The organism is Candidatus Paceibacterota bacterium, from assembly GCA_041661265.1.
In the GTDB taxonomy this organism is placed as follows: Bacteria; Patescibacteriota; Minisyncoccia; order JAHIHE01; family JAGLIN01; genus JBAZUT01.
In genome coordinates this window covers 48645-68041 of record JBAZUT010000006.1, presented here as the reverse complement: position 1 = coordinate 68041, position 19397 = coordinate 48645, and the positions used below count along the sequence as shown (strand labels likewise).

Below are 19397 nucleotides of genomic sequence, written 5' to 3'. Positions count from 1 at the left end.
GACCCTATTGACATTATTTTTCGGTGTGATACTATGTGTATATAAGACACTAAGTATGCATATATGAATAATCCGGTGAACATCGAATCCCCTTTTGTGGCAGTTGATGCCGTGATCTTCACTGTTATCAGGCATGAATTGAACGTTCTTCTCATCAAGATCAAATATGGTCCATTTGCGGGATCATGGGGCGTGCCGGGAGGTAGGGTCAGGATGGATGAATCTTTGGATGAAGCGGCAAAGCGGGAGCTCTTTGAAAAGACCGGACTCAAGAATGTCTATCTTGAACAGCTATATTCTTTCGGGAGAACAGATCGCGATCCAAGGGCGAGGATCATAAGCGTTGCATATTTCGCTCTTGTGGACAGCGGGAAAGTGAAACTGAAAGCGACCGGGAAATATGAAGATATAAAGTGGTCGCCATTGAAGGAAGTCGGAAAACTTGCTTATGACCACAATGAGATAGCTGATTATGCCTTGTCCAGGCTCAAGAACAAGATGAAGTATACGAACGTGATCTATAGTCTGCTCCCGGATAAATTCACGCTGAGCGAACTTCAGAAAATGTATGAGATCGCGCTTGCGAATAAAATGGACAAAAGGAATTTCAGAAAGAAGATGCTTTCGAGCGGGCTCATCAAGGAAGCGGGAGTGAAGATCGGAATGCCCCATAGGCCGTCAAAGATGTATTCATTCAGAAGCAAAAAGCCGGTTTTTATAGAGATGTTTTAATTGTTTATGTTTATTTTTTTGTCGACACTTAGTGTATAAAGTACAATAAAGATTTAGGCGAAAAATGTTGCGGGATTTACAATGTTCATTTCTCAATTGAAAATTCAGAAATTGATTATTGATTGAAAATTGTAAATTGATAATTGAAAATTTGAAACTCACTTTGAATTATGAAATGTCATCCTGAGCAAAGCGATAGGATCCCGTAGTCAAAATCGATGAGTTAAAATCCGGGATTCTATCGCCTGCTGGCTCCAGAATGACAGATATGTTTACATTTCGTAATTCAAAGGAGTTTAGTTAAATTAATATATAACCATATGAATAAGAAAGAAATATTTAAATACGATGTTTTGGTCATAGGCGCGGGGATCGCGGGATGCACCGCTGCGCTGAAGCTATCCCGCGATAAGACTATCCGGATATTGCTTGTGACAAAAGATACGGATGTGAAAAAATCATCCACTTCCTTGGCGCAGGGTGGAATAATAGAAAAGGGCGTGCGCGATACGAAAGAAAAGCTCGTTCGTGACATTTTGATCGCCGGGGACGGACTGTGTAACAGGGCGGCCGTTGAAACGCTTGCGAACGATGGTCCGCGTCTCGTGAGGGAATTTCTGGCCGGAGAGGTCGGCGTAGAGTTCACGATAAAGGATGGGAAATATGACTACACAAAAGAGGCGGCTCACAGTGTAAACAGGATATTATACAAGAACGATCACACGGGAAGGGAGATCGAGGATAAGTTGACCTTGCAGCTGAAGAACAGAAAGAATATCAAAATTCTTTTGGACCACACTCTGATCGATCTTATCACTATCCCCCATCACAGCACGGATGCCGGTTCTATATATGAGGACAAAAAATGCGTCGGAGGATATTTCCTTGATAATAAAAGAAAAGAGGTTATCGCGGTCCTTTCGAAGAAAGTCATCCTTGCGACGGGAGGTGTCGGACAGGTCTATCAGAGAACGACAAATCCGGACGTTGCGACGGGAGACGGGCTGGCTGCAGCTTCGAGAGCCGGTGTGGAAATAATAAATGCTGAATACGTGCAGTTCCATCCGACCTCCCTGTTCCACCGCGATCTCGACAATTTTCTCATTTCCGAATCCGTGCGCGGCGAGGGCGGAAGGCTGAAAAACCATAAAGGAGAATCGTTCATGGAAAAATACGACAGGCGCGGGAGCCTTGCTCCACGCGACATAGTCGCAAGAGGAATATATGAAGAGATGGCGGCGGGCAAGCGCGATTTCGTATATCTGGACCTCGCATCGCACATGGAGCCCCGGCATATCATTGAAAGATTCCCTCTCATATACAGGACTTGCCTCGATCTTGATCTGGACATCACAAAAAAAATGATACCGGTCGCTCCGACCGCGCATTATTTCTGCGGAGGGATCAAAGTTGATATAAACGGACAAAGTTCATTGGAAAATCTTTATGCGATCGGAGAAGTGTCATGCACCGGAGTCCATGGCGCGAACCGGCTGGCCAGCACTTCCCTTCTTGAGGGGCTGGTGTGGGGTGCGAGGTGCGCGAAGAAGATCGGTGAAAAGATCCGGAATGCGGAATTGATAAAAGAAAACAAGATAAAAAAGTGGGTGTATCTCGGAAAGGAAAGAGCGGATGCCGCGCTCGTGAGGCAGGATTGGAACTCGATCAAATCGATCATGTGGAACTATGTCGGCATTGTGCGGACGCCGGAAGGAATGGACCGTGCGGTGCTCGACCTTGCATATCTGAAGCAGAGGATCGAGAAATTCTACCGGGACGTTGAATTGACGAGAGACATTCTGGAGCTCCGGAGCGGAGTCCAGGCGGCGCTTGTCATTGCGGAATCGGCGCGAAAGAACAAGGTTAGCCGAGGGTGCCACTATGTAAAAAACCAAATACCAAAAACCAAATATCAAAAGCATAAAGTATAATAATCTAACGATAAATTTATGAATAATTTACAGGAAAAGATAACGGCACTGAAAAAGAAAAGAAATGCCGTGATATTGGCGCACAATTATCAGCTGCCGGAAGTCCAGGACGTTGCGGACTTCGTAGGTGATTCTTTGGAACTCGCGCAGATGGCGGCAAAGACCGATGCGGAAGTGATCGTTCTTTGCGGAGTATATTTCATGGCGGAGACGGCGGCAATTGTGAATCCGGATAAAAAAGTCCTGATACCGGATATTTCAGCGGGATGTCCGATGGCGGATATGATAGACGCAAAAAAGGTCAGGGAGCTCAAGGCGAAACATCCGGATGCTGCGGTGGTGTGCTATATAAACACGACGGCGGCGGTGAAAGCTGAAAGCGACATATGCTGCACATCGAGCAATGCTGAGAAGATCGTAAGATCGCTTGCGGACCGCAAGAAGATCATTTTTGTTCCCGATAAATATCTCGGAAGCTTTCTGTCGCTCACATCGGACAAAGAGTTTATATTGGCGGACGGATATTGCCCGACGCATGCGAAGATATCCCCGAAATTGATTAACGAACTGAAAGAGAAATATAAAGATGCAAAAGTGATCGTTCATGGCGAATGCGCGCCAATGGTGAAAGAAACGGCCCATAAGATCTTGAGCACTGGAAAGATGTGCAGCTATGTGAAGAATTCAGACGCAAAGACCTTCATAGTGGGAACCGAGAGGGAGATCATGCACAGGATGAAAAAAGAAAATCCCGATAAGGAATTCATTCATGCGAGCGCCCTTGCAGTCTGCCCGAACATGAAAAAAAACGATCTGGAAAAAATATATTATGTTCTGGAAAATATGGTGAATGTCGTGGATGTCGATCCGGACATAAGGCGAAGGGCCGCGGTGTGCATTGAAAGGATGCTCCAGGTGAGATAGGCATGCTGCGCACTTCGGATCAGGAGGTCATAATTTAGAATTATATATAATATATGTCAAAGAATAAGCAAAAATTGGGTTTGGTGGTCGGAAGATTCCAGCCTCTCCATTCGGGCCACAAGTTCCTCATCGAAAAAGCTATTGCCGAGAATGATATCATTGTGATCTGCATCGGTTCGGCGAGAAAAAGCGATCCCTTGACTCTGGAAGAAAGGAAGAAGAGATTAGGCGAATTCCTTAAAAGGGCCGATATCGGCAGCAAGACGGTCAAAATCGTCCATGTGGAAGATGTCGAATCCGATGAAACGTGGGTTATGGATCTTGTCGCGAAGAGCGGCATGATGTGCGGAACTGCGAATAAATTCTATTCTGCCGATAAAAAGATCCCAAAAACATACCTCGATGCGCTGAAAAAACACGGGATCGGGGGAAAGATCGTCAAAAGGATAAGCTTTGATTATCAGACTCCGGACGGAAAAAGCCATAAAGTGAATTCGGCTACCCAGATCAGAAGGCTGCATGACGATCTAGACATTCCATTGTGATCGATAGTGCAATATTTACGCTAACTTAAGGTAAAAAAGGGGAAATTGTAAACTTGACAATTGATATGGTTTGTGTATAATGTAAGGTCCATATTGTGCCTGTAAATGGCTTAAACAAGCCAAAATAGTACATAATATGTGAAGAAAATCAAGAAAGGAGTCTCAAAACGGCACGCGAAAGGATTGAAAAGGCATTGAACGATGCGAAAAAAGGAGCCAATCCCGAAGGTATTAAATCTTTTACTATCAGTGTGGGAGATTTGACCTTAAGCTATGAGTCGAAGGAGCTGATAAGAGAGGAATATACCAAAATCGGTTGGACAAGCGTGGAGTTTCCATATGAATTTGATCGTGGTGAAAGCGATGAATGGATCGTTTTGAAATAACATCGCAAAAGCTTCAGGCTGACTGAAAACAGCCAGCCTGAAAAAACTTTTTAAACTCGGATTTTAGTTCTTCCAAGATGGATTAGAACTCGGGCTTAATGTTAAGTCCGCAGATACATTACAGCAATGTATAGAACTGTTCTTTATAACAGAAGAAGAATCCATAAAGCGCTTTATCGTTGCTTTATGAAGTGCAAACAGTAAAAAGCGGAGACAATGATCAATGAACGAATTTGTTTCATAAAGAGAGGTGAATTATATGGGAAATACAGAAGATCTTAGGATCGCGGTGTGCCAGATGAAAGTTGTTCCTGGCCGGCCGGACCTAAACACTGAATACATGATCGGCGAGATAATTTCTGCCGGAAACAGGGGAATGGATATTATCGTGTTCCCCGAGATGTGCGTACCCGGGTATCTCATCGCAGATATGTGGGAGGACGACTGTTTCATCTGGGATGTCCAAGCATTCAACGAGCAGATCTGGCAAGCGACGAAAAACGGCGTAATAGCCATCTTCGGAAGCGTGGCGATCGAGGAAGGCGCAAAGGGAAGAGACGGCAGGCTCAGAAAATTTAACGCAGCTTTTGTTGCGCAAAATGGAAAATTGGTCGGAGTGGCCATAAAGTCGCTTCTGCCGAATTACAGATTTTTTGATGACAGCCGGCATTTCTATTCAGTGCCCGATATCCGCGATGAAGATGCGGAAAAATTCCGATTGTCAGGCGACTATCGGCACGCGGAACAATTCCTGGGTATTGACGGTTATCTTATGCCGTTTGAAGTTGAAACCAGGATCGGAAGAATACCGATCGGAGTGATCTTGTGCGAAGATATGTGGCACGAAGATTACCCCTATAATCCGACCGAAAGCTTGGTTCAAAACGGAGCTGAGATCGTTTTCAATCTTTCAGCTTCTCCCTGGACGTGGCAGAAGAACCGCAAGAGGCATCAGGTCGTAAAGGATCTGATATCAAAGTGCGGGGTTCCATTCGTATATACGAACAATACCGGCCCTCAGAACATCGGAAAGAATATCGTCATTTTTGACGGCGCGTCAACTGTCTATAACAAAAAAGGAGACAGGGTTTTGGAAATAGAGCCGTATGCCGATGGGGCTTTTGATCTCATATTGAAGGATGACATGCCGGTCTTGCCGCCTCGCGATCAGAATGATCAAAAGGAATTGTTTTCGGCATTGGAGTGCGCAGTCAGGGAATATTTCGCGGTGTTGCCTCCTGCAATGAGAAGGGTTGTGATCGGCCTCAGTGGAGGAATCGATTCTGCGGTCGTCGCAGCTTTCTTCGCCCACATACTGGGGCCTGAGAATGTGATAGGCATAAATATGCCCTCAAAGTTCAATAGTCAGGCGACAAAAGACATAGCTTACGAGATCGCGATGAACCTCGGGATACACTATGAAGTAATACCGATCCAGGGAATAGTCGATAAGATCGCAGAGGCTACGGGTACGCCGGAAGATTCTCTTGCCTATGAGAACGAACAGGCAAGAGCGAGAATGGAAGTTCTGGCGGCACGGGCGCAACTTCTGGGATGTCTCTTCAGCTGCAACGGAAATAAAATTGAATTGACATTCGGCTACTATACGACAGATGGTGACGGGGCCGGATTTATGACATTGCTCGGAGATATGGTGAAGCGCGAAGTTTATCAGCTCGGCGATTATCTGAATCGAGTTGTATATGGACGCGAAGTCATACCCAGAAGCTGTTTTGAGATTAAACCGTCGGCCGAACTCAAAAAGAACCAAACCGATCCGTTCTTTTACGGGAACCTCGATCACAGAGGATATCATGACGAAATGGTTCGTGCATTCATTGATTTCCGCAAGAACCCGGAATGGTTCTTGGAGAAATATAAGGAAAGCAGTCTCGAAACGGAGCTGAAGCTCGAACCTGGAACGCTAGCCTCGCATTTTCCGGATCCGTATGATTTTGTCAGGGACCTGGAAGAAAAATGGAAAAGGTTTATCGGTACATATTTCAAGAGGGTTAAAGCCTCTCAAATACCTGCACTGAGCAAGCGTGCGCTCGGAAGCGATTTCCGGGAGTCTATGCTGTCCGCACATTTCACGCAGAGATACTTGAAGTTGAAAGAAGAAATACTCGGAAGATCCGAATGAAGGTGCGGCCTGATAAACAGAGAGAAATAAACACATAGCGATCTATATAAATAAATAAGCTTAAATTAACTGCTTGGATAAATATAAAAAATATTCAAGCAGTTAATATCTTTTTCAAAAAATGTATTCGTATTCAGATTTTAGTCCGCCAAAAGGGACGGATCAAAACCTGAATTCCGGCGAATTGGCTTGGATTTAGGGCTCTTTGACAATTAAATAGTAAGAGAAAAATAAAATATTATCAGTTCTATAAGTTAGAAAAAATTGGATCGGACGATCCCGGGGAAATAAAACTTCTCGGGTGGAAATATATTCACGTTGAGGTGAAATAATGAGAATAGGAATAGTTTTCGACAGGAAAAAGCCCGACGCGGTCAAAAGCGTTTTAGCGGCTGAAGCCTGGCTCAAAGAAAGAAAACATAAAGTCTATCGCATTTTTGGTGATAAGATATTGAAACAGCTCGATTTTGTGATCACATTCGGCGGGGACGGACTTGTCCTTCATACTGCAAATAAGATCAAGAAATACAACATACCGATATTAAGAGTAAATTTCGGTTATGCAGGAGCGTTGACTAATATTAAGCCTGATGTGATGCTCGAGAAGCTGTCAGAAGTATTCGAACACGATAACTATATCATAGTTGAAAGAACGAGGATGGAAGTTGCTGTTCTGGATGAATTATGCGATGTAATCCTTCTGAAGGATGCATTGAATGATGTAGTTATTGAAAGAAGGGATTCAAGGACGATCGTCATTTCTGTAGAGATTGACGGAATTAAGTATGAATACAGGGGCGACGGCGTTATCTTTGCAACAAAAACAGGCGCTACTGCTTATGTGGAGAGTGCCGGCGGACCGACCTTGATAAGCGATGAAAAGTTTATTTTAAGAGTCGTGTCGCCCAGCAGCCGGGAGCTTCTGCCTTATATCATCAGGCCAAGCAGCGCTGTATTCCAAGTCAGAGAAATAATCGGCAAAGCACGACTGACAGTTGATGGGTCAAAGATCTTGAATCTAAATAAAGGACAATTAATTGTTATGCAGAAAGCAAGAATGACGACATTGTTCGTAGAAATTGGTGATGTCAAAAGGAAAAATAGGTGAAAAAATGCAACAACCGAAAGTAATTCGAAGAGAGCTGATATATATCGGAAAATTCCTTCAGATGGTGAGAACGATTTATTCTGACCATGAAGGAAGGGAAAGGATTTGGGAATCTGCGGAGAGGAAGAACAGGGATATAGTGTCCATTGTTCTATATGACCGGGACAAAGACGAGTTCATTCTTATTGAACAATTCAGGCCTCCTATCGCCCGAGAACCCATACGATCAGCGCTTTACAGTTTTTCTGAAGCGATCAAAGCTTTACAGAAAAAAGTTCCTAAGTTAGCGCAATTATCGATCTTTGGTCCCATGCTCGAAAGATTTTCCTCAAGGATAGAACAGCTTTCGAAAGAAGATGAATCTATTCCCGCGAATGACGGGATGGTAATTGAACTGGTCGCCGGAGTCTGCGATGTCGAGGGAGAGGCGAAGATAGCCGCTGCCATAAGGGAGGCGATCGAGGAATCAGGATGGAAGCCGCAAAAAGTTTTCATTATCAGCCTGGACGAGTCTGTTTCAGCTGGAATGCAAAACGAGCTTCTTTCTGCCATTTTAGGCACAGATCTGATCTATGTCGGAAAGAAAAAAGGATGGGAAGAGGATGGCATAATTGTCCATTCGGTTTCCAGAAAAGTTATCTTTGAGTGGCTGGATGAGCAAAGGAGGCAAGGGAAAACAATAGATGCGAAAGTCAGAGGCAATATTGCCCTGGCGATCCGCAGAATCGAAGAAGAAGGACTGCACAAAGAATAAATGAACATAGAGGTGAAGAAAGTGATAAGGAAAAAAAATAGATATTACAACATCAGAGAAAGGTCGGGAAGTCCTTTTCGAGAGGATTTCTATCATGAGGTCATGTTTCTTGGGCTTGTGAACCTGGGCATGGCAAAAAATAGGGCAGGTTATTATCACAATATCAGAAGCATTCCTGTTGAAATGGAAGGCGGCTATCTCCTGACATCCGGTACGAATTTTATGCTTTCTCATTTGGCTAATCTCAGCTTTGAGAAGAATGAAATTAATGCCGCGGTGAAATTTGCACGGAAGCAAAACCTGAAAGTGACTGATGATTTCATCAATTACATGAAAGATTTTACTTTTAATGCAGATGTTTACGTTGTGCCCGAAGGACAGATTGTCGGTCCCGGAGAGCCGATCGTAAAAGTGACAGGAAGCGCTATTGAAGCTTTGATGGTAGAAACGTCAATTATTTCTACAATCACATATGCAACTTTGGTGGCGACAAGAGCTTCCAGGGTTGTAATGGCCGCAGATGGAAAACTTGTATTCGAGTATGGATATAGAAGATCTCCAAATCCGTTGATATCCACTTGGGCAAGCATGGTCGGAGGCTGTGCAGGAACTTCAAATGTATTGGCCGGAAAGCTATTCAACATTCCGCTTAGCGGAACGATGGCTCACGCATGGGTTATGATGTTTAAAAACGAATATGAAGCTTTTCTGAAGTTTTATGAAGCGACAGGGAGCAATATATTCCTGATTGACACATATGACCCGATTCGTGGCGCGCAAATTGCGATCGAGGTGGCGAAAAAGATCGGAAAGAAAGTCAAGGTACGTCTCGATAGTGGAGATCCTGTCGTATTGGTTCCGATGATCATGCAGCTTAACACAGAGGGCTGGATCGAAGGAATCATTATATCCGATGACATGAATGTTCAAAAGATCAACAGGATCAGGAAATCGGGAATACCCGTTATGGCTTTCGGTGTCGGAACATATATCGTTGTGGTGCCGTCGGCAAGCAGCGTTTATAAACTGACAAGAATAAAGGATGAAGGCATGAAGGAATATCTTCCTACGATCAAAGTTTCGTCATCCAATCCTGCAAAGTCAACATTACCCGGAGATTTCATTGTATGGAGACGGGAAGTCGATGGAAAGATACTTGGCGATATCGTCGCACTTAGCGATGAAGAAAGACCCGGAAAGGAATATACGGAGGTAATGGTTCGGGCAATGAAAGGCGGGAGGCTTACGCACAAACTTCCAAAGCTGTCGGAGATCATGGAATTTGCAAAGATGAACTTGGCAAAGCTTACAGAACCACACGCTAGAATAGAAAAATATGAGCAATATCCTGTCAGGATAAGCGATAAGCTCATGCAATTGAAACAAGAATTGATCGCAAATCGGATGACGATCTGAACAGACTATGAACAAAAAATGGACCGTCCTTTTCAAAAGGACAGCCCTCAAAATATATAAACAAAAATAACAAAACAAAAGAGGTAAGAAAATGGCAAAAGATAAAATATTATGTTTGAGACACGAAGTGGCTGTGATAGGTATTGACCTGCTAAACGGTTTTTTTAAGGCCGGAAAGCTGGCTGATCCGAATATGAAATGGATAATCCCAAATTTTGCGGCTATGGTGGAGAGGTTGGAAGGCTGCAATGTCATATATACCGCAGATAACCACAGTGCGGACGATGCCGAGCTGAAAACATTCCCTCCGCATTGTATGAGAGGGACATTTCAGGCGGAAGTTGTCCGCGAATTGAAAGGTCTGAATACCGAGCTTATTGTAAAAAAGAAAACCACAAACAGCTTTATCGGGACTGAACTCGAGGAGATACTGACACGGTTACGACCTCGGGTTGCGGTGTTCGGCGGTGTTTGTTCCGACATATGCGTAATCCAGGCAGTGATAACCCTGTCAAGCAAGGCCGAGATGTTCGGACTGGAAAGGATCATTGTGCCGAAAGATTGCATGACGACATTTGGCGGTCCGGGAAGGAATGTTGAGGAAATAGACAGGAATATTTTCAACACTTTGGGTTTTGTTCCCGGGGTTGAAGTGATAGATTCTCAGAAAGACCTGAAAACTGTAATAGGTCCCCAATTCATTTGGGAAAATCTCCATAAATAACAGACATATCCGGAGGTCAGGGAATAAATTTAATAAAAGCTATCTGAAAGCACAGATAGCTATTTTTTTATGCAAAATGTTATTTGGCGCCTGTTATTTTCTTCTCCAGAGCTTCCAGTATATTTTTCATTGTCGATAGCGATGATCCGTCGCCATTTATTCTCCCGATGTTTCTCACGAGGAAGTCTTTGTACGATTTTTCTTCCTTAACAGTCTTTTCAATATCGGGCGGCCTTTGCAGATCCCGGATCAGTTCGTCGAGCTTCCGTATGAGCTCGCGGCTGGCTTTCTCCGCCTCATTGGCATAGAAAGACAATGGCTTCTGGGGTTCATCTTGCTCATCTTCAGGCTCTTCCTTTTTCATGTCCGCACCGGAACCGGTTGTGCCTGATATTTTTGTTTCCAAATCGCCCAAGCACTTTTCCATATCCGATATCAGAGATCTTTCGCCGATCAGATCCCTGATATTCCTGATCAGCATGTCTTTATATGACTTCTCGTCCCTGACAGTCTTTTCAATATCGGGCGGCCTTTCCAGGTCCCGGATAAGCCCCTGAAGTTTCTGAGAAAGCTTGTTGTAGTTTTCAGTTGTCCGTTCTATATAGAATGGCAGTGTTTCGGGCAATTCATTCACCTCCTTTTTGCTGTTTATTTTGATATTTTCATATGAATTCATAACATTATTCTGTTATTGAAGCCGATCCCCTATTAATAATAGTACTTATACAGAAACAGTAAATAGTGGGAGCCTGAGGTATGCAAGTGACAAATCGAATTCGGCGATAAAAAAAAGAAGTTAAGCTTTCAGTTTTTTGCTGATCGCCTGACTTCCATATTATTTTTGAAGTTCTTTCAGTTTGTTCTTGAGATCTTCCTGCTCATCCCAGTTCCCTACCTTTTGCGCGGTAGTGTTGGCTGTGTCCCGGTCAAGCGCTATCTGTTCTTTGCTGACTCTGGCATTGATGTATTTGTTGTCGAATTTATTGGCGACAACACGCACGTCTCCGGTATCGGCATAGCTTATATTTACTTCATCGCCGATAGAAGTTTCAACAACTTCCGGCCAAAGCATGGGATTAACGGCGTATATTATGTCCGAATTGTTCAGCCATAACCAGTAATCAGAGTGTCCTCCGATGACGACGCTTCCCATTCTTACGACAATGCTTACGATGGTTTTCAGGTTTGTGCTTGCTGTGAGAGCCACCTGGACGCCTTTTGTAGCGAGATATGACTTATAGTTTTCCGCCGCTACGTCTTTTGTCTCCCCGATAACTGCATGGGAATCCAAGGCATCGATGAAGGCCACTCTTTGGAATATATTTCCACTCTTGTCCGTATGAGACGAGATCGGCATGATGTAGGTCAGAGTGCCGAAAACATTGTATGGGACAGGCGCGGAACCGTACCAGTTTGTATACTGGGAAACCGCTGAATTAGCCGCATCCAATGCGACCTGCTCATTGCCTCCGGTCATCTTGAATTTGTACATTATTCCGTCTCTTGCTCCTATCAGCACTATGCTGGTCAATGACTGGTCCGAAGATGACGGACTTGTCATTCCACCGAACCAATAAGGCTTGTTGTCTGATCCATAGACAAAGAATAATTCCACCTTGTCTCCGTCTTTTGTGGTTATGGTCGTCGGTTCATTGACATCCTTGTTTGCTACATACCATAGCCCCCTAGAGTTCCACCAGCCATGCGGATATGCTCCGTACCAGGATATGTAGTCAGTTGCGATCCTTTCGGGAACAACTCTGTCTATCCATTCCGGAACATTACCGATTGCGTATTCTTCTATTTTCCCATCTACCGGGTCAACTACAATCACCGATTTGGTTATATAGCCGTCATTGTTGATGGTCGGTCTTGTTTTGCTGATGGTCCATTTCGGCTTAAGGTTGTCGGTAACTTCGAAGGTCAAGTCCTCAAGTACATAATCCGAATAGCCCTGGCTATAGGTATATCTGTATAGTTCAGTTCCCCAGAAGGAACTTGTGAGATATTTCATTTGGTATCCCGTTTTCAGGAGAGGTTCTGCGAAAGGATCTTCCGCGTCAACCATGATGAATCCGGGCGATGTTCCGATAGAGTTCCATTGCGTAAAGCCCTGGAATTGCAGCGGTGCTACCCACCACAAATGGCCTGCGACTTCCTGGATATGGAAATCCTTTTTGATGACCTCATATTGACTTCCGAGATTTGCTTCCTTGCCAATGATCTTGCTTCCCAGCGAGTAGGCCATGTCTTGGTCCACCAGACGGATATGCTTCAGATCTATCGGATCCAATATGCCATTTGGAACGGAAATATTTTCAATTTCTGTTACTTGCGGTATGCTGTAAAGCTGGTTTGCGTGAAATACCGGAGTAAATAGAATTATTAATCCGGTGACTATCACTGCAAGTAATTTAATTATCTGGATTGCCGTTCCCTTGCCGTCACTCTCGATGCTTATGAATATGCAGGCGACAGCGCCGATTATCATTGGAGCAGCAACAACTCTATACCATCCGCCCCACATGCCGACAAATGCAGGCGGGTCGAGCCAGAATAATATTGCGAAAATTATTCCACCTACAATTGTTCCCAACAAGTTTACTGTCAGCGTTCTTCCAACGCTGAATCTGTCATTCTCCCATCCCAAGTAGAAAAAACTCAGGAAGGCGATGACAAATCCGTACAGTATTGATTCCATTTCTAATACCATTTTATCACCTTTTGTATTTTTGTTCTGTTCGTGGTCAGAGAAATTCTATGAATTCCTCAGCCAAAATAACGCAAAATATGTGTTGCGCTATTTTTACTGAAGAATTGTTTGTTAATGTTCCCTTCCGTTATTGCAGAACTGTGCAATAAACATGTAAAACTAGCACAATATTGTTCATCTGTCAATAGTATTTTGAGAATAAAAAAAAGAGCTTTCAGTTTTGCTGATCACTCACTTCTGTTGTTTTGGCTAATTTTCCAGTCGTATAATTTGATTACGAGATCCGTGTGGCTGATCCCATGGAATTCCTTAGAGCTTTCTGTATCGATCACGACGAATTCCCTTATGGTTCCGGCCCGGTTTCTATAGTGATAGCCTCGGTGTTGTTCCCAATATATCAACGTTTGATTGTTGATCTTCCTGAATGATAATTCCGGCGTATCGGTGAAATCGTCATCTATGCTGAGCAACTGAGGTTGCCTGATGTATTTCGTTTCAGGCGGGTATTTTTTGCCGTTCTCTGCCCATGATAGATATCTGTACAGTGCCTCTCTGACGCTGTCTCCGTGAAATTCAACATATGACTGCATGTCCAATACCAAATAGTCTTTCTTGCCCTTACCGATCACTGATTCAGGACCGAAAACATATACAATTCTTTCATTGCGGTGATCGATCGAATCGAGCAGCCAATTAAAGTTCTTTGGCGGCCACCTGTCGGGTTTTCCGGATTCTATCCAGTTGGCATAGTCATCAATAGCATCTCTTGCCGTTCTGGCGTTGAATATCTGGAAATCTTCATTATCGAACAATACATATTCTTCGTCGGCTTCCGGTGAAAATGTCCTGCCGATTTCGATAACTGCGGGGTGATAATTCTTCAGGATCTTCTGCTCGTTATAGAAATCGACTGCATAATATGCTGCAATTACGATTATTATGCTTACGATCAATATACCTATAATTCGTGTTCTATTCATGTGTCATCTCTCCTATATACTTTTGTCTGATTGTCAATTTTCAATGGCAAAATGAATGATGCAAAATCATTCGGCCAAAATAATTCTTAACGCGATAAGCGCTATTTTGGCATAATAAGTTTATTGTTTTTGTATGTCGCTTCTATCCCGCAACGCATAATAGTATCACAAAACACGTCAATTGTCAATAGGTTCGTATCCGTTGAGTTCTTTATTGAGTTATTAATATCGTGAATATTAAAAAAAGGAGTTTTTAGGCTCCCCTACTCAGGCTTATCCGATTGTTATGGACTGGCCTTTGTAGATTGTTATATTTTCCATTATGTTTCCATTTTCGTCTCTTACGACGATCGTTGCTATTTTCTCATTGCTTACTTTTTGTGTTGTTCCTCCAGTTGATGGGATAACCGATATTCCCTGATTTTTTGCCGCTGTTGGCAACCTGTTTCCTGATATCGCCTGATATAACGCTTCATTCAGCGTGTCGCCGATCGCTAATCTGTCGTTATATACTACAATGATCTTTTTCAGCTCCGGCAGGGGTTTTGTTGCTGCCGATATATATATCGGCTTAATGTACAGTATACTGCCCTCGATCGGAAGGACTATCAGATTGCCCCTGATAACCTTTGATCCGGCTTGGCTCCAAAGCGTCATCAGTGCGGACATGTCCTCGTCCTGGTCTATCTTCGCTTCTATGTTCATCGGTCCATATGGCAATGCGCCGACCGGGAACTTGTACAGAATTATTTTTCCATACACTCCTATATCCTGGCGGACTGCATACCATCCGATCATGTTCTCTCTGCCGATAGGAGTTACCGGTTCCATCAAGACGAACTCCATGCCATTTCCCATATCAAGCTGTATGTTGTATGGCTCCACTGGCACTTCTTCCTCATGGTATTTTTCCTTTGCTCTCACCCACTGAGTCGATTTTTTGAAGAACTCTTCCGGGTCCTTCATATGGTACAGATTATCCTTTTCGATCTGCGTGACAAAGAAATCTTCCGGATATTTCAGATGGCTTCTGTATTTATCCGGCAATTCTGAGATGTCTTTGAACAGACCGGGATAGATCTTTGCATAGGTCTGGATCATAGGATTCCAGTCTATTACGTAATAGGTTACCGTTCCGTTCAGGTTGTCTACGGTTATTTTCAGACTGTCTCTGACGTAGTTCATTTTTGTATTTCCGATATATGATGGCTTTGAATAAGGAAGCTTATCGGTATATACAACGCCTCCCAAGATCCAGTCGTTTCCCGTCGTCGTCTGATAGGGATCGTCATCGAGATACACGAATGGCGTGATCCTCTGAACCCTCTCCTTTATGTTTCTGTGCAAGTGTAGTCGGCTTTCGGTTGTTAGATATTCCGAAAACCATATATTCATCAGTCCGAGGTTGTATGCCGCAACAAATCTTTTGAGCTGTGAGTCGATCACGATTCCGCCCGTTCCTTCATATGTGACTGCGACTGTCGTGTTCTCTGAAGGATAGTCAAACTCAGGCTGCCTTGTATTTGTTATTGCATAGTCTTCCTCGCGGAACGACTCTCCATAATAGATTCTAGGCTGCGAAATATCAATATCGATATCGCTTGAGACTTGAGGAATACCCTTTGCTATCAAAACCGGCATGCCTTCGCTGTCTACTTTGTTAACAAGCGACACTATCTTTCCGTAACCGTGCGTGTAGGTTAACTTTTGATTGACCCAGTTTTTTGCACTGTCGGATAATCTGTCTGAGAAAAGCTCGCGTTGAGTTATGATGACCTGTTTTCCATCGAAGCGATCTGCGTCAATGTCAGTGAAGTCATAGTACTTCTGCGATCTTTCCTTCTGGCCGATCGCTTCCCATGAAGCGCGATAATCCACGATCCGGATATTCTCCACTGACGGTGAGTTCAAGATATCCGTAGTGAGAGCTGCAGTGCCTGCATACTCCTTTTCTGTGATCTTGTCCAGGTCAAAGCCATATCTTGTTGAATTGATATGGTCCGCTATGAAGGGCAATTCCTTCTGCAGTTGGTTGGGCCCGACCTGCGTTTCATATATCGCAAATGCAGCAACAGATGCAATTAGAGAAGGCAGGATCATTACTGCTGCTATTAGTATCGGTAGGCCATACTTCCGCACTTTTGCAAGACTTCCTGTTTGATTTTTCCATATCAGACATGCTATGGCCGCAAGAACAAATAAAATTGCTTTAACGGATGCAAACGGTATCCAGAAATTAACATCCATATAGTTAGCGCCATATAGAATATCAGTTTCATTATACATAGACGAATATCGTCCAAAGTATGCAGATGCTGCAAATACCAGTGCAAGTATTGTCCATGTCGCCCGCCATTCATACGTAAAGTCTGTTGAATCGCGTACTTCACTTTCGTTCCTGTCAAATACGTTCTCGATCGCGATTTTAATTCCGCAATTGATCAGTACAAAAAACAGGCCTGCCGTCAGAAAGCTTTCGATTACCGGTATCGTAAAGACATATAAAGCTATATCGTTTCCAAATATCGGATCGAAAACACCGAATGGCGTTTGGTTTATATACTTTAATATATCGAACCACATGAAATCGCTTGCGATTGTTGCATATAAATACGACAGAAGTACCGGTATCCCGATCGATGCCGAGTCCAGTATTGTCATTGTTCTAAGCTCGCTGATGACATCGCTAGATTCCCAGTTCGACCTATATTGACTGGCCCTGATCCTGCCAAGTTTTTCGTTTAGCAATTTTCTTTTAGCAGCGATTCTGGCCCTTAATATTTTTGACTGTCGCCAAAGATATGTGAACATTGCTGTGAATAATATCGCAAATATTACAAACTTCACTACGAAGTTTGTTGTAAATACTTGCGAATATGACAGTGTTGAATACCACCAATATTCCAATATCGCTTCTATTGTATTTGATGCCAGTATTGATGCTACGAGCAACAACGTAAGTGCCGTAAATACTTGTTTTGCTTTCATTATCTCAACTCCATTTGATTTTTGTCTGCCTATTGTTTCTGTTAATAAGCATGAAACAGGAATTCACGTGATCCTATTTCATGCTTATTAATTCCATAAATTGTCAAAGTTCAACCGGACATTATATCATATTAGCGGTTATATGTCAATATCGGATATAAAATAATTGCATTAAATTTCAAATAATTTATAATATAGATATGTGAAATAAAATGAGAATATAATGATGTGTCGTATGGCGAAGAAAATAGAAATAAATGATGTATTATATCTTGTGTTCTGCGTGTTACTATTTTTTATTCCATTCAATACCAGAAAGATCTTTCCAACTCAGTTTACATATTTTAACGGCTTCTTTAGTGAATATATGACATATTCGCTTAGCCTTGTCGACATTCTGGCTGTCATACTGATCGTTCTGTGTATAATTCGAGCAAGGCATGATTTTAAGTCTTTATTGATCCAAGAATCCCGATCAAGAATTAATCGAATCATTTGTTTGCTGACTCTGTGGATCCTGTTCGGTGTTATGTTGAATGCAAAGTATGTTGATATAAGTTTCTATCAAGCAGCTCGATTTTCGGGATATATTGGCATGGCTATTATGATTAAACACATTGTAAATACAGATAAAAGGCTTATCCAAAGCCTTCTTATTTTCTCACTTACGGGTGTTATTCAAAGTTTTATAGCTATAATGCAATTCATAGGGCAATCTTCTATTTTTGGTGATGGATTGCTTCACAAGTTATCTGGCGAGTCGTTGATCTCAAGGGATGTTATTGGAACTTCAAATATTGTCTATTTCGGAAATAAGGTCATTCGAGCATATGGCACGCTCCCCCATCCGAATATTTTAGCCGGTTATTTAGTATTTACTATCTTAATCTCTATTTATTTGTATATTACAGTAACACAAACGGCATTCAAAGTCAAGGTGCTTGGTAAATCTGACAGCCTTACTTGTCGTTTGTATTCGCATCGTACTTTGTTTGCCAGTCTGATTTGCTTGCAGTTTATTGGCTTATTGCTCACATTTTCGCGTTCAGGGATTGTCGCGCTATTTACTGTTATTTTTTTTAACATCGTCATTTTCAAAAATGTTTCACGTGGAACATTTGTAAGTCATTTGGGACAATTTCGTCGCTTGAGTCCATTAAGAAGCCATTTGTTGGGTTTTGCTACTACCCTCTTTTTTCTATCTCTTTGTATATCGTTTTCATATGTATTTATTCTGCGGATGCAAAATGAATTCATAGGACATCAGTCTACGCAAGACCGCGTTTTGCTGGAAAATGTTTCACGTGGAACAATTTTAATGAATCCATTAATTGGTACAGGTATAGGTACTTATGTTATTTATCTGTATGATAATTATTCTGGCAAAATTACTAACTATTGGCAATTTCAGCCCAATCATAATTCATATTTATTAATTGCTTCTGAAATTGGCATTCCGGGTGTGATTATGTATTTGTATTTAATATATCTAATCTATTCAATTGTTAACAAAAGTGCTAACATGGGAATAGATAATGCTAATTGCACTAAAAATGAGATTTGCTTGTTTCGGACAATGATTATTGCTTTTCTGGTCATCGGTTTCTTCGATCATTACTTCTGGACGTCTAATCAAATGAGAACCCTTTTGTGGGTACTGCTTGGTATGTTTGTTAGTTCACAAGTTATGAAACAATATGTTCCACGTGAAACATTTTGAGGAGAGCATGTAAATTACGTCTGTAGCCAGAAACACAAATCGTATTATAGGTTTTGCATATGTATTCTGATGTTGAGATGTGTGTTATTAATAATGTTCCACGTGGAACATTATTTTAAATGCGAAGCTTTCAACTAAGCGACCTGAATAAGTTTTCAGATTTAATTGAGGCGAGTATGCTGGAAAACCTACGAGTTAAGAATATGTTCCACGTGGAACATGCGAATCGTTTGAATATTTTATGTTTGGTAAATTTACTTAAGCCACTGTCTTTAATGTGAACATAGTTGTTTGCGATTTAAAATGTGTTATATAATGTTCCACGTGAAACAT

Annotated in this window: 15 protein-coding genes; 11 read left to right on the top strand and 4 right to left on the bottom strand. The window is 42.5% G+C overall.

Translation table 11 applies throughout. From position 1 onward, the window contains the following. The first annotated feature begins 63 nt into the window (after positions 1-63). The 10 genes from WC788_05500 (at position 64) to WC788_05455 (ending at position 10663) form a co-directional block, all read left to right on the top strand. Complete coding sequence (locus WC788_05500) at positions 64-732, top strand: NUDIX domain-containing protein (protein ID MFA6097055.1); 669 nt, start codon at positions 64-66, stop codon at positions 730-732. 320 nt (positions 733-1052) lie between these two features. Beyond that, positions 1053-2663, top strand: a complete 1611-nt coding sequence (gene nadB / locus WC788_05495; protein ID MFA6097054.1) for an L-aspartate oxidase — start codon at positions 1053-1055, stop codon at positions 2661-2663. Between the two features lie 18 nt (positions 2664-2681). Continuing rightward, positions 2682-3587 carry a quinolinate synthase NadA gene (gene nadA / locus WC788_05490; protein MFA6097053.1) on the top strand — a complete coding sequence of 302 codons (906 nt, stop codon included), beginning with the start codon at positions 2682-2684 and terminating at the stop codon, positions 3585-3587. Between the two features lie 53 nt (positions 3588-3640). Beyond that, complete coding sequence (locus WC788_05485) at positions 3641-4132, top strand: adenylyltransferase/cytidyltransferase family protein (GenBank protein ID MFA6097052.1); 492 nt, start codon at positions 3641-3643, stop codon at positions 4130-4132. A 194-nt stretch (positions 4133-4326) separates the two neighbouring features. Beyond that, the gene (locus WC788_05480) at positions 4327-4518 is read left to right on the top strand and encodes a hypothetical protein (GenBank protein MFA6097051.1); all 192 of its coding nucleotides are present in this window, start codon (positions 4327-4329) and stop codon (positions 4516-4518) included. A 259-nt stretch (positions 4519-4777) separates the two neighbouring features. Then, entirely contained in the window at positions 4778-6661 is a 1884-nt protein-coding gene (gene nadE, locus WC788_05475; GenBank protein ID MFA6097050.1) for an NAD(+) synthase, read from the top strand. Positions 6662-6992: 331 nt separating this feature from the next. Continuing rightward, on the top strand, positions 6993-7769 hold the full coding sequence (locus WC788_05470; GenBank protein MFA6097049.1) for an NAD(+)/NADH kinase: 777 nt from the start codon (positions 6993-6995) through the stop codon (positions 7767-7769). Then, positions 7747-8523, top strand: coding sequence for a hypothetical protein (locus tag WC788_05465; protein ID MFA6097048.1), 777 nt, complete (start codon positions 7747-7749; stop codon positions 8521-8523). Before WC788_05470 ends, WC788_05465 begins: the two co-directional genes overlap by 23 nt. 21 nt (positions 8524-8544) lie before the next feature. Continuing rightward, positions 8545-9939: a nicotinate phosphoribosyltransferase gene (gene pncB, locus WC788_05460; GenBank protein MFA6097047.1), complete on the top strand. Its 1395-nt coding sequence runs from the start codon at positions 8545-8547 to the stop codon at positions 9937-9939. Between the two features lie 91 nt (positions 9940-10030). Continuing rightward, the gene (locus WC788_05455; protein MFA6097046.1) at positions 10031-10663 is read left to right on the top strand and encodes an isochorismatase family cysteine hydrolase; all 633 of its coding nucleotides are present in this window, start codon (positions 10031-10033) and stop codon (positions 10661-10663) included. 79 nt (positions 10664-10742) lie between these two features. On the opposite strand, the gene WC788_05450 is transcribed toward WC788_05455, so the two are convergent. From WC788_05450 to WC788_05435, 4 genes are all read right to left on the bottom strand, one after another. After that, the gene (locus tag WC788_05450) at positions 10743-11339 is read right to left on the bottom strand and encodes a hypothetical protein (protein MFA6097045.1); all 597 of its coding nucleotides are present in this window, start codon (positions 11337-11339) and stop codon (positions 10743-10745) included. Positions 11340-11498: 159 nt separating this feature from the next. Continuing rightward, complete coding sequence (locus WC788_05445) at positions 11499-13376, bottom strand: hypothetical protein (protein ID MFA6097044.1); 1878 nt, start codon at positions 13374-13376, stop codon at positions 11499-11501. A gap of 227 nt (positions 13377-13603) precedes the next feature. Next, positions 13604-14356: a hypothetical protein gene (locus WC788_05440; GenBank protein ID MFA6097043.1), complete on the bottom strand. Its 753-nt coding sequence runs from the start codon at positions 14354-14356 to the stop codon at positions 13604-13606. A gap of 273 nt (positions 14357-14629) precedes the next feature. Beyond that, complete coding sequence (locus tag WC788_05435) at positions 14630-17344, bottom strand: UPF0182 family protein (protein ID MFA6097042.1); 2715 nt, start codon at positions 17342-17344, stop codon at positions 14630-14632. A 529-nt stretch (positions 17345-17873) separates the two neighbouring features. Between WC788_05435 and WC788_05430 the strand changes: the two genes are divergently transcribed. Then, positions 17874-19064, top strand: coding sequence for an O-antigen ligase family protein (locus tag WC788_05430; protein ID MFA6097041.1), 1191 nt, complete (start codon positions 17874-17876; stop codon positions 19062-19064). Positions 19065-19397: the final 333 nt, after the last annotated feature.

Bases quoted from the DNA above. Each gene is read 5' to 3' on its own strand.
- WC788_05500 (MFA6097055.1), top strand. From the start codon at position 64: ATGAATAATCCGGTGAACATCGAATCCCCTTTTGTGGCAGTTGATGCC.
- nadB (MFA6097054.1), top strand. From the start codon at position 1,053: ATGAATAAGAAAGAAATATTTAAATACGATGTTTTGGTCATAGGCGCG.
- nadA (MFA6097053.1), top strand. From the start codon at position 2,682: ATGAATAATTTACAGGAAAAGATAACGGCACTGAAAAAGAAAAGAAAT.
- WC788_05485 (MFA6097052.1), top strand. From the start codon at position 3,641: ATGTCAAAGAATAAGCAAAAATTGGGTTTGGTGGTCGGAAGATTCCAG.
- nadE (MFA6097050.1), top strand. From the start codon at position 4,778: ATGGGAAATACAGAAGATCTTAGGATCGCGGTGTGCCAGATGAAAGTT.
- WC788_05470 (MFA6097049.1), top strand. From the start codon at position 6,993: ATGAGAATAGGAATAGTTTTCGACAGGAAAAAGCCCGACGCGGTCAAA.
- WC788_05465 (MFA6097048.1), top strand. From the start codon at position 7,747: ATGTCAAAAGGAAAAATAGGTGAAAAAATGCAACAACCGAAAGTAATT.
- WC788_05455 (MFA6097046.1), top strand. From the start codon at position 10,031: ATGGCAAAAGATAAAATATTATGTTTGAGACACGAAGTGGCTGTGATA.
- WC788_05450 (MFA6097045.1), bottom strand. From the start codon at position 11,339: ATGAATTCATATGAAAATATCAAAATAAACAGCAAAAAGGAGGTGAAT.
- WC788_05445 (MFA6097044.1), bottom strand. From the start codon at position 13,376: ATGGTATTAGAAATGGAATCAATACTGTACGGATTTGTCATCGCCTTC.
- WC788_05440 (MFA6097043.1), bottom strand. From the start codon at position 14,356: ATGAATAGAACACGAATTATAGGTATATTGATCGTAAGCATAATAATC.
- WC788_05435 (MFA6097042.1), bottom strand. From the start codon at position 17,344: ATGAAAGCAAAACAAGTATTTACGGCACTTACGTTGTTGCTCGTAGCA.
- WC788_05430 (MFA6097041.1), top strand. From the start codon at position 17,874: ATGTTGAATGCAAAGTATGTTGATATAAGTTTCTATCAAGCAGCTCGA.